This window comes from Oceanobacillus indicireducens (assembly GCF_014647195.1).
GTDB lineage: Bacteria > Bacillota > Bacilli > Bacillales > Amphibacillaceae > Oceanobacillus > Oceanobacillus indicireducens.
Map to the genome: position 1 here is coordinate 58902 of NZ_BMOS01000005.1, position 12269 is coordinate 71170.

The following is a 12269-nucleotide window of genomic DNA, read 5'->3' on the forward strand; positions in this document are numbered from 1 at the left end:
TTACGAAAGAGGTTTTTTAGATGTACAAAAAGTTAATCAGTTTTATTGCCGTGATTGGCTTGCTTCTTTTTGTAAGTCTTTATTCCATGATCACGGGCAGTATTGAAGTCGGACTTGGAGATCTTATTACTGGATTATTTACAGGTACAAATGAAAATGTGGAAATTATAAAAGATTTGCGCCTGCCGCGAATCATTATCGCTTTATTTGCAGGTGCTTGCCTCTCGGTTTCCGGTGTGCTTTTACAAGCAGTTTTACGGAACCCGCTCGCTGAACCAGGTATAATCGGGGTATCTTCAGGTGCTGGATTCGTTTCAATTTTGATGATCACCTTTTTCCCGACACTTTATTTCTATACACCATTATTCTCCTTCATCGGTGGGGCGGCAGCATTCTTGCTCGTTTATCTATTTGCATGGAAGTCAGGGCTTGATCCGCTGCGGATGATTTTGATCGGGGTTGCGATTAATGCATTGTTCACGGGGCTTAGTCAATTGTTATCCGCGCAAAATGCAAGCAGTCTCATGTCAGGTATTTCCGTTGATGCATCGACACTCACCATGAAGACCTGGGATGATGTGGGGATTATCACACTGTACGGGACGATTGGTCTTCTGCTTAGCCTGCTGCTTTATGCATGGTGTAACCATTTAGGTTTAAAGGATAAAACGTTGCGTAATCTCGGTTTCCAGGTGAACCGAGCGCGATTCATCATCTCTGTTGTAGCTGTTCTGCTTGCATCGATTGCAACAGCGATTGCCGGGATGTTCACCTTTGTCGGCCTGCTTGTTCCGCATATCGGACGAGTACTCGTTGGGAATGACCATAAAGTATTGATCCCATTTTCAGCGCTTGCGGGAGCCCTGCTTATTGTAACAGCGGATACTTTGGGGCGGACAATCATGGCACCAATTGAGATACCGGCATCGATCATTATGGCCGTAATTGGTGGACCATTCCTGATATTCCTACTTAGAAAGAGTGATCGGATTTATGGAAATTAAAGATATAACCTTTTCTTATCAGGATAAAGTAGTAAGACTGCATGGGATTGAAACTAGTATTACTCCAGGGAAAATTACGACGATACTTGGTCCGAATGGTTCGGGGAAGTCAACACTTCTTGGCGTCCTTACGAATAATCTCGCACCACAAAAAGGCAGCGTCATCTTAGATGGAAAAGCAATTAAACAATATAAACCGAAAGAACTTGCGAAAAAGCTTGGGGTTGTACATCAGCAAAATAACGCTCCGTCTGGAATGACGGTCGAAAAGCTAGTTTATTACGGAAGACTTCCCCATAAAGCAGCCTTCACGCAGCACGGAGACAAGGATGAAAAGAAGGTGACCTGGGCGCTGGAACGTACCGGACTAATCGAAAAGCGCCATGCCCCGTTAGACAATCTATCCGGCGGTCAGCAACAACGGGCGTGGATTGCGATGGCGCTTGCTCAGGATACACCGTATTTATTCTTGGATGAACCGACTGCCAACTTGGATATCTTTTACCAATACGAGATACTAGAATTGGTAAAAGAGCTATGTAAAGAGGAAGGTCTTACGATTGTGATGGTCCTCCATGACATCAATCAGGCAATCCAATACAGTCATGAAATCATTGCGATGAAAAACGGTCGGATCATTTCCCATGGTAATCCGCGGGATATTGTTACCAGGCAATTGATGCAGGAAGTGTATGGTGTAAATGTCGTTGTCAAAGATGATCCAGCGCTTGGCATGTATATCGTGCCAATTGGAATTTAACCGACTTAGGTGAGGTGGAGGTTATGAATAATAAAATGAAACGGATACTGTCAATTGGAGTAACACTCGTATGTGCAGGCGTTTTCGTCTATGCGGCCCATGGGTTAATCAGTACGTATCTTGATTATCACAAAAACAGTAAAACAATGGATGATCTTCAGCAAACCTTTTATGAAGGTGGAGGTTTTACAGAGTGGGCAGATAATGATGGCGATGAGCTGAAAGTCCGTTCGGGTTTCGATATTTTGCTAGGTGAAAATGAAGAGCTGGTTGGATGGATTACAGTAGACGGGACGCAAATTGATTATCCTATCCTTCAAGCGGATAATAACAATGATTATTTACGCAAGGATTTTTATAAAAATTATAATATTCTCGGCAGCATTTTTATGGATTACCGGAACGATGTTACATCCCTTGGCAAGAATACAATCGTTTATGGCCATCGCACAAAGGACCAATCGATGTTTGAAGGCTTAACGAAATACGCGGACAAAGCATTTTACGAAGAACATAAAACATTCACCTTTGATACGTTATATGAAAGCTACGTGGCAGAAGTTTTCGCTGTCTATAATACGACGACCGATTTCAATTATATTCAAACTGAATTTGCCGATGATGAAGATTTTAACGCATTGTTAAAGGAGAGTCTTTCCCATTCTTTATATGAAACGGATGTGGACGTCAATGCAGATGATCATATCCTTACCTTATCGACATGTGATTATGAGCTGGACGAATTTAAAGGAAGATTTGTCGTGCAAGCTAAATTAACGAAAAAAGACGGTGGCTCCATGCATGCCGTTCAATAAAAACGAGCAGGAACTCAAGGGGATTTTCGTGAGTTACCTGCTTTTTTTAGATGTATTGTGTTTTTCGATTTATTTCAATTGTTATCCAGTGTTAAACGCGCAAAAACTCTTCTTTATATGTTATTCCAATCTATCGGTATTTTAACTTTTTAATCATTATCGTAGTAAACCACTAATCTCTTAATACCTACAACAATCCAATCCACTGCCAATATGTGGCACTGAAAATAATGATGAGAAGATAGCCTATGACGGTTAATGGTATTCCCGATTTTAGGAAATCTTTTGCCGTAAAGGTTCCTGTTCCATAAGCAAGCATACTTTGCGGTGCATTCACTGGAAGCAGAAATCCGAAGCTTACAACAAACTGCATAATGACTACGAGCCCAATTGCATTAAAGTTAGTTGCCTCCATACTGCCTGCAAGCGCGATAACGATTGGAATGAATGCAGAAGCAAGACTTGTCGCACTTGCAAAGCCAAGGTGGATCAGTATATTAAAAGCAGCAAGCAATGCAATCATCATAACGAGTGGCATCGAATTAAGCCCCATTGCTTCAAAAGAGTTCGCTGACAACCAGGATGCTCCTTCTGTGGACAATAGGACGGTTCCAAGTGATATACCAGTAGCAAAGACAATCAACGTTCCCCAAGGTACCTTTTGCTGAACTTCTTTCCAGCCAAAAATTCCAACAATCGGAGTCAACATGACAGCTACAGCGACAATCATAATGGTCGTCGAGTCGAATGGATGGAGCAATCCTTCCGTTGACCAGAGGATAAGCAGGGCGAGTGCAATAATGATAAGTTTCTTTTCTTTAGAAGACATCTTACCTAACTCGTCTAGTTGTTTTTTGAGACTGTTTCCTTTCGTTATATCTGGGATGTCAGGTTTAATGAGTCGAGTCATGACAATATACAAGACAACAGACATAATAATTGACCAAGGAGCGGCGTATAAGAACCATGCGCCCCATGTGATATCCATTCCATATTCGGCTTTGATAAAGCCTAAAGCGACCATATTCTGTGCGGCTGCCGTTTTAATCCCAATATTCCAGATTGAAATCGACTGAACTGCAGTAATCATCAATAAGGCCGCAAGCCTGCTTTCTTTCGCTAGACCAAAGGCGGCAACAATTCCTAGGAGGATCGGTACGAGTGTACCCGCTCTAGCTGTAGCGCTTGGAACAAATAAGGCTAGGACAAAACTTACTAAAATTGTACCCATAACAAGGCGGCCTGGCTGTGTACCCACTTTCGATAAGATATATAAAGCAATGCGCCGATGTAAGCCGGTTATTTCCATCGCTGCGGCTAGAACGAGAGCACCACCGACAAGTAGTACGGCAGTGGAGCTAAATCCGCCGATTGCCATACTTAAAGCCTCGCTTGTACCGTACGTTACAGATGGGTCTTCTATTGTAGGGGATAGACCAATAAATAATGCGAGTAAACTGACGATCATCACAGCGCTCACTGGATATGTTACTGCTTCCGTTATCCAGAGAATAACGGCAAAAGCAAGCACAGCAAGAGCACGTTGTCCGGCTACAGGCAATGTTTCCGGATTTGGTAACAATAAGATAACGAACATGACAGCCGTTGCAATAAGTAGAATGCTGAAATTTCTGCTGTTTATTTTCATATGTAATTCCTCCTCTAACGTTGTATCTGCTGCAGTATTACTGGCTGTAAAACTCCGAACTAAAAGTGTGGGATCAACAGCCAGTAACGGCCCGATTGGTTCAACTAACATTTAGTGGGGAAGAGAACGCTCGACTTAACACGAGCATCTGTCGTAATGACGGCACCAGCTCATCTTGTGCGTCTCCCTCCACTAAATGAAGTTTCACTTTACTACTGAAAGCATTACCAACCCCTACCTTCATTATACGGTAATGGAAGATGCTATAATAACTTATCTCTGACAATTTGTTAAACTTTTACAGCTAACTTACTATTCCCCATATCGTGAAAACAAAACGGCAAATAACAAAGGCGCTTGCGCCAGATGCGTGGCAAATTTAAGTTATCCAAAGAATTTTTATTTTAGTTTTCAAGACAAAGAAAAAAGAGGTTAAGCCGAACATATTAGTGGCTTAACCTCTTGATCACATTATTGATTATACTTTAAAGCACCGTTTGGCTCTGGAATTTCGTTTGGTTCGAGTTGGTTCATCTTGCAGAAATGTAAGAAGAATTCTTCAGCAAGTTGCAATTCATTCGGATCTTTCTTAAGTGCAATAATATCTTTCAAGATTTGCGCTGCCCAAATGTTATCGAAATAACGATATTTTCCTGTGTTCCATGTCATGCGGTGCGGATATTTTTCATTAATATAGTAATTCCAAAATAGCATGTCTTCCGCTTCTTCGTCGGAAAGTTTTAATCTAAGTTCAGAATGGGCAGGAATGATTCCATCTTCTGCCAATCTGCCGATGAATGTTTCTTCCACCATGTAAAGGCCGACAATTTTTCGTTCCTTTTCCTCTTCTTTATCATCCCGTTTTGTTAACAAAACAAGACTATTTTGGTGAAGACGCACGGGTTTGTTCGGTTTACCTTCGTTCTTACCGCTTCTAATTTCACCAGCGAATACTTGCCAATCGGTAAATGCTTGCTCTTCTTCTGTATCCTCAAGCCAAAATACTAATTGGGATTTATCATGGAGTCGATGGTTTTTCAGTAATTTCTTAAGTTCATTCATCCGTTGCTGTTCTAAAATTCGCTGTGCTTGTTCTTCTTCCCGTTCTTTCTCGAGTTGTTCTTGTTTGGCTTCAATCTTCGTAATAGCTTGTTTTAATGTAGCTTGTGCCGAATCATCTTTGAGCTTTAAAAACTTTCCAAAGGCATCAGGAAAAACAAACTTCTTCGTTACCTCATCAAAATCAATTGTTACAAACTCATCATCTTGGTCAACAATACTACCATTACCGAAACTTTTGTGCATGACCTTTTTGTCAATCAGATTCATTTTTCCACTCCTTTAGATTATGCCCACGACATTCTTCTCGAGCGATACGACTTCTGCATGTATGCTTCCCTGTCCAACAGCAGGTGAGTTTTGGGACAAAAAGAGAGCATCCAAATTCAAAACTCAATGAAGATGCGCTGGAAAAGTATCGTCGTATAATTACAACAACTATATTATATCACTTTTCAGGGAAAGACACAAGTTATCTATTGACATCGATGTTTTACCTGTTGTATAATGAAAACTTTTCAGTATTAATATTTCAGCTGTCCTACAGGAAAAGCTTAGAATCAAGGGAACATTTCCCAATCAGTCCCATAGATTCCATGGTTAATTAAATTATTAATGAGCTTTGCCATTTTATGCGGTGGCTCCTCCATTCCACCAAGCAACCACATCTTCAATACATGCACACTTCCACTAATGATGAATGCAGTCAGATAAGAAGAAAGCTGTTGATCGGTTTGCTCAGATATGATCCATTCACTCCGAATGGAAGCTTGTGCAACTTCTCTTACTTTCCGTTCAAAAGACGTCTCATCACTAACATTTAACAGGATAATCAACTCTTCCTGCTTGGCGGCGAAATAGCTAATCAATTTCTCCGTCATCTTTAGTGCGTCTTCCTTTTCCTGTAAATTATACGTGTTCATATATTGCTTCATATCCATGACGATTTCGTCTTCAATTGTTTCAAGAAGCTCGAATTGATCACGGTAATGGGCATAGAAGGTCGAACGGTTAATATCAGCTCGCTCGCATATTTCTTTGACTGTAACCTGGGAAAAGGATTTCTGCTTTAACAGCTGGAGAAGACTGTCCTTTAAAACCATTCGTGTATATTTCTTTCTTCGGTCAAGTTTTTCAGATGTCACCTTTTTGTCTCCTTTATTTATAGAATTATCCAACACTTTCTTAAAGGACGTTGGATATTGGACGAATTTTATCAAACTGTTTGTTGATAAACCAACACTGTGTTTTATATAATGTTAGCGTGATAGATTATAAAAGTAAAGGTAAGCAGATAGAAAAGGGTGAGATACGATAAAGATTGCAGCTTGGATTATTGAAAAAAGAAAATCGATCGTTATTACGTTTGTAAGTCTTGCGATGATTAGTGTCATCCTCCAATTTTTCGTTTCCGTTAATTATAATATGGTGGATTATTTGCCAGATAATGCTCAATCAACTGAAGCAATTGAAGTGATGGAGGAAGAGTTCGAGGGAGCAATTCCCAATGCCAATGTCATGATTTATGATGTATCCATACAGGAGGCGCTCGTATATAAGGAGAAACTCGAATCAATTGATGGGGTGACAGATGTTATTTGGCTTGATGACGTTATGGATATCAAGACCCCGATTGAAGTTGCTGATCAAGATGTAGTGGAAAGTTATTATCAAAATAATAATGCATTATTTTCCTTCGTTATCGCTGATGGGGAAGAGGTACGAATTACGGATGAAATTTATGAAATAATCGGTGAAGAAAATGCGCTAGCTGGTGAAGCGATGGACACGGCGACCCAGCAGAAGATGGCTTTCACAGAAACGATGTACGCAACAGCGCTGCTCGTTCCGATTATCATTATTATCCTCATCCTTTCAACAACTTCATGGGTAGAGCCATTATTTTTCCTGATGGCAATTGGTATTTCAGTCCTGATTAACCTTGGAACGAATATCTTTATCGGAGAAATATCCTTTGTAACCCAGTCGGTTGCTCCGATCCTGCAGCTCGCCGTCTCACTCGACTATGCGATCTTCCTGTTGCATAGTTTCTCCGACTACAGGAAGAAGGTTGGGGATCCGAAAGAGGCAATGCAACTTGCGATTAAGCGCTCGTTTCCGGCAATTATTGCCAGTGCATCGACGACATTTTTTGGATTTATTGCACTAAGCTTAATGAACTTTGAAATTGGTTCTGACCTTGGGTTTAACTTGGTGAAGGGAATCGTCTTTAGCTTTATTAGTGTTATGGTCTTCCTTCCAGCGTTTACGATCATGTTTTATAAATGGATTGATAAGACACAGCATCGTCCATTTATTCCCAACATAAACCGGGTTGGAAAGGGTTTACTGAAGTTAAAATATCCAGTTCTAATCCTGGTAATCCTTCTTATTGTGCCAGCATTTATGGCACAGAGCCAAACAGATTTTATATACGGAATTGGTGAACAACCAGAAGAGACAAGAGCAGGTATTGATATCGTGAAGATTGAGGATGAATTTGGAAAAAATACACAGATGGTCCTACTTGTTCCGAAAGGTGAAATCGGGAAGGAAGAGCAGCTGGCACAAGACTTGCTTAAAAATGATGAAGTGAAAAGCATCATGAGTTATGTTACGACGGTCGGTGCTGCTATTCCACCTGAATACCTGGATGAAGACGTAACAGAACAGTTTTATTCAGACAATTACAGCCGGTTTATCTTAAATACGACAACGGAGGATGAAGGGGATGAAGCATTCGCATTAGTTGAAACAGTAGAAGAGATGACGAGCGATTACTATGAGGACTTCTATATGCTCGGGGAGAGTGTTACGTTATATGATATTAAATCTGTCGTCACAGATGATGATACATTCGTGAATGTGATGACGATTGTGACGATTGCGCTTGCACTTATTGTAGCATTCAAGTCTCTTTCCTTCCCGATTGTCTTGTTACTCACGATTCAAGCGTCGGTCTGGATTAACCTGGCTATTCCGTACTTTACGGAAACACCACTTGTTTTCGTCGGGTATCTTATCGTAAGTACCGTACAGCTTGCGGCCACGATTGATTATGCGATTTTACTGACCGAGGATTATACATTGAAACGGAAGGAAATGCCGGCATTACAGGCAATAAAACAATCGCTGAATGACAAGTTTTTTGCCATTTTGATCTCAGCATCTATTCTTTCTACTGTCGGCTTCATACTTTGGCTTACATCGACGAATCCAATTGTATCTTCCATTGGATTATTGCTCGGCAGAGGGGCATTGCTAGCATTTCTCTTAGTCATTATCTTCCTGCCGGCACTACTCGTGTTATGTGATAAGGTAATTGAAAAAACAACATGGAAAGCAAACTTTTTCAAGGAGTGATAATAAGAACGATGAAAAAAATCTTGATTGTTTTACTCAGTATTTTTCTCGTCCTGCCGGGAACATTCCCGGTCGCGGCTGCCGCTAGCAATGAAGAGAAGGAAGCCGATGTGAACAATGCGGGGAAGGTAGTAGGTAAAGATGAAGTGGTTTATGCAACCTTAAGTCCTGACGGGATAGGGAAGGAACTTTATATCGTGAATAGTCTGGAGGTGAGCGAAGGAGGGCAAGTTGTAGATTATGGAAAATACAGCAGTGTAAAAAACCTTACCGATTTAACCGAAATTACTCAATCTGGGGATACGGTCGAATTGACAGCATCTGAAGGCAAGTTTTTCTATCAAGGGACGCTGGAACATACGAATCTTCCATGGGAATTCCAAATTACGTACTTGCTGGACGGGGAAGAGGTAACGCCAAAGGAGCTAGCTGGTAAAGATGGGACCCTAGAAATCCTGATAGAGACGTTTGAAAATGAAGCAATCGATTCCGTTTTCTTTGATAATTATTTATTGCAAATATCCTTTACGCTGGACGGTGAGAAGACGAGTAATGTTGAAACGGAAGAAGGAGTCCTCGCCAATGCCGGTAAAGACATTCAAGTAACATACTCTGTCATGCCGGAAGAGGAAGCATTATTATCAATGACGGCAGATGTAACGGATTTGGAACTGTCTGGCATCGATATAGCTGCCATCCCGCAAAGCATGTCAATAGATGCTCCAGATACAGATGAGTTTACGGATGAAATCGGCACACTCGCTGATGCGCTTCAAGAGATTGACCGAGGCGTGCTCGGATTAAAAAGTGGGACAGAAGAGCTCCATGACGGTACAACAGCACTGCAAAACGGTTCTAGTGAATATCAAAATGGGATTCATGCATTAAATAACGGTTCTAGTGAATTAATAAGTGGCTCGAAAGAAATCCAGGGGGCACTGGAAGCAATTGACCAATCTTTAAGTGAATTTGAGGGAATGGACGGCAGTGATTTTAATGAGATTACAATTGCTTTAGAAGAGTTTGCTAAGGCTCTAAGGGAGATTAAAGAAGGGCTTATCAGCTTGAAAAATGGTTTCAGTGGAGCGTATGAAGCCCTCGATCAGGCGATAGAAGGAATACCAGGCCATGAGATTACCGAAGAAGAAATTATTGCGCTAAAACAAAGTGATGCGAATCAGGAAACAGTAGATAAATTGCTTGAAGTGTATACTGCCTCGCTGACAGTAAAAGGAACATATGCCGAAGTAAAAGAAGCCTTTACCTCTGTAACAAGTACATTGGAAACAATTACTGCTTCCCTGGAAACGATGGCAACCTCTATAGAAGATATGATGGACGGATTCCATGACTTTCTTGATAAAATGGATCCGACAGGTGGATTGAAAGAATTACAAGCAGGCATCTCCACGTTATCTGCTAACTACCAATCATTCCATTCTGGTCTTGTTGCGTATACAGAAGGCGTTGGGGAACTTGCTTCAGGCTATGCAGAAATCAATCAAGGGATTGGTGAATTAAATAACGGTACTGGTGAACTGGCAAACGGTGTTTCCGAACTTCGTAATGGGACAGCTGAACTTGCAGAAGCGACACAGGATATGCCGGAACAGGTAACAAAAGAAATTGATGAAATGCTTGCACAATATGATAAATCTGATTTTGAAGCAGTTTCATTTGTTAACGAGAAGAATGAGGAAGTGAATTCCGTTCAATTTGTTTTAAAAACGGAACCGATTGAGAAGGTAGAAAAAGAAAAGGAAGAAGAAGCAGAGCCTGAAAAAAAATCACTTTGGGAACGATTTTTAGATTTATTCAGATAAAAAAGATGCACCTCAATATGGGTGCATTTTTTCGTTATCGCGCATTAACGGTCTGTAATACCCCCACCTCTAAACATGAGGGAAGCCAAGATGTGAAGGTGGGGGATATCCAGTCCGTAAATCCCTGATTCTGTTCAACTAACATTCAGTGGGGAGGTAAAGAATTCCCCACTGAATGAAGTTTCACTTTATGTTACGGCGTTTTTCTCTGCAATAGATTTCTTGTGTTCATTCTTAATTTGTTCGAGCAGGGTCTGATTCGAGAGCAGGCGGTAGCCGGTTGTTGCTAATGCCTTGGCACCAGTAAGGAGTGCGTGATCTCCCAGCTTGGATTTAGCAGCTTCTCGGAATTCAACGGTGTGGGCAATAAGATCATCAGGCCCGATTTTAATATAGCAGTGAGCAGTTGGAACTTCATGACTAATGTTACCGGCGTCTGTCGAGATTTTTTCCGCAGATTCCTGAATGACAACTTCCTCTCCCACTGCTATTAATTCTTCTCCAAGCACTTTATCGAGCAGGGGAGTAATGACAAAGTCTTTCACTTCATTCTGGAACCGTTCGATTTCTACTTTAGCACCGGTGGCAAGGGCTGCTCCTTCAGCAATCGCACGGACTTTAATTGCAACCTCTTCTGTTTTCTTCCACGATTCAGCCCGGATAAAAAAGCGAGCAGCCGCATATTCAGGGATGATATTTGGAGCGTCGCCGCCATCTGTTATGATTCCATGAATTCGCACGTCTTGCGGGAGTTGCTGTCTTAATGCGCTAATACCGTTAAACAATTGGATAACCGCATCGAGTGCATTAATTCCTTTCTCTGGGGAAGTAGCCGCATGGGCCGGTTTCCCGTAAAACTTGAAATCAAGAGGTTCTACAGCGAGTGTATCTTGGGAATGCGTCGTTTTCCCTCCTGGATGGAGCATGAGTGCAGCATCAATATCTTTCAAGTAGCCATGCTTTACAAAGCTGCCTTTTGCACTGCCATTCGGTCCACCTTCTTCGGCGGGTGTACCAAGGACAATTACGCGTCCGCCTGTATCCGCTACTACTTTAGAAAGCGCAATAGCAGCTGCAACACTTGATGTTCCAATAATGTTATGGCCGCATGCATGGCCAATCCCTGGGAGGGCATCATATTCTGCGAGAAATGCAACAGCAGGACCAGGTTTTCCGCTATCCTTTACTGCGTAGAAAGAAGTTTCATGGCCTGCAACAGCTTTATCAACTGTGAATCCCTCATTAACTAGGTTTTTAATATGTAAATTACTGGCGAAAAATTCTACATTTCCAATTTCCGGATTTTCATGGATGGAATGGCTCGTTTGTATATAATGTTCTTTATTATTTTCAATCGATTGTATTAATACGTCTTTCACAGCTTGCGTTATCGCCACTTAAAACTCCTCCTTTGAATTTAATAAACCAACTAACGCGTCTAATGAATCCGAATCACTTTCATTCAGCGTAAGTGTCTGGTTCGTTAACTAATTATGCCGTTCTAATCACCGTTCAGTTGCCCGGCGGACGGATGCTTTCCGCGGGCACAGCTGGAGCCTCCTCGGGCTACCGCCCTGCGGGGTCTCCAGACTCGTGCTATTCCCGCAGGAGTCACCGTCCACCGGGCAACTGAACTGGTAAGGATGATTATTATGAATAAAAGTTATTCCAACATGAAATCCATGATAAATATTGCATTTTTGTAATATTGAATAGTGTACTAAATCGAGTCTTTCTTCGGAGCAGTTCAGACACCTCGAGACTCCTGCGGGAGGCCGGCTAAGTACGGTCACGTCC

At 41.6% G+C, this 12269-nt stretch carries 9 protein-coding genes; 5 read left to right on the plus strand and 4 right to left on the minus strand.

From position 1 onward, the window contains the following. Nucleotides 1-20: 20 nt before the first annotated feature. Genes IEX94_RS04820 through srtB form a run of 3 tightly spaced genes read left to right on the plus strand, consistent with a single transcriptional unit; the run spans nucleotide 21 to nucleotide 2579 of the window. Nucleotides 21-1004: a FecCD family ABC transporter permease gene (locus IEX94_RS04820; RefSeq protein WP_188856259.1), complete on the plus strand. Its 984-nt coding sequence runs from the start codon at nucleotides 21-23 to the stop codon at nucleotides 1002-1004. Then, complete coding sequence (locus tag IEX94_RS04825; RefSeq protein ID WP_188856260.1) at nucleotides 994-1764, plus strand: ABC transporter ATP-binding protein; 771 nt, start codon at nucleotides 994-996, stop codon at nucleotides 1762-1764. Before IEX94_RS04820 ends, IEX94_RS04825 begins: the two co-directional genes overlap by 11 nt. Before the next feature lie 23 nt (nucleotides 1765-1787). Continuing rightward, nucleotides 1788-2579 carry a class B sortase gene (gene srtB, locus IEX94_RS04830; RefSeq protein ID WP_188856261.1) on the plus strand — a complete coding sequence of 264 codons (792 nt, stop codon included), beginning with the start codon at nucleotides 1788-1790 and terminating at the stop codon, nucleotides 2577-2579. Nucleotides 2580-2766: 187 nt separating this feature from the next. Here srtB and IEX94_RS04835 read toward each other — a convergent pair whose 3' ends face one another. From IEX94_RS04835 to IEX94_RS04845, 3 genes are all read right to left on the minus strand, one after another. Continuing rightward, a complete protein-coding gene (locus tag IEX94_RS04835; protein ID WP_188856337.1) occupies nucleotides 2767-4227 on the minus strand; it encodes a DASS family sodium-coupled anion symporter in 1461 nt (486 codons plus the stop codon). 471 nt (nucleotides 4228-4698) lie between these two features. Further along, a complete protein-coding gene (locus IEX94_RS04840) occupies nucleotides 4699-5556 on the minus strand; it encodes a malate synthase (RefSeq protein ID WP_188856262.1) in 858 nt (285 codons plus the stop codon). Nucleotides 5557-5846: 290 nt separating this feature from the next. After that, nucleotides 5847-6431 (minus strand): TetR/AcrR family transcriptional regulator, encoded by a 585-nt coding sequence (locus IEX94_RS04845; protein ID WP_229782569.1) that lies wholly within the window; start codon nucleotides 6429-6431, stop codon nucleotides 5847-5849. A 280-nt stretch (nucleotides 6432-6711) separates the two neighbouring features. Between IEX94_RS04845 and IEX94_RS04850 the strand changes: the two genes are divergently transcribed. Together IEX94_RS04850 and IEX94_RS04855 are read left to right on the plus strand one after the other, a co-directional pair. Further along, a complete protein-coding gene (locus IEX94_RS04850; RefSeq protein ID WP_229782581.1) occupies nucleotides 6712-8649 on the plus strand; it encodes an efflux RND transporter permease subunit in 1938 nt (645 codons plus the stop codon). A gap of 11 nt (nucleotides 8650-8660) precedes the next feature. Further along, complete coding sequence (locus IEX94_RS04855; RefSeq protein WP_188856264.1) at nucleotides 8661-10472, plus strand: YhgE/Pip domain-containing protein; 1812 nt, start codon at nucleotides 8661-8663, stop codon at nucleotides 10470-10472. 188 nt (nucleotides 10473-10660) lie between these two features. Here IEX94_RS04855 and IEX94_RS04860 read toward each other — a convergent pair whose 3' ends face one another. After that, entirely contained in the window at nucleotides 10661-11869 is a 1209-nt protein-coding gene (locus IEX94_RS04860; RefSeq protein ID WP_188856265.1) for a M20 family metallopeptidase, read from the minus strand. Between the last annotated feature and the right edge of the window lie 400 nt (nucleotides 11870-12269).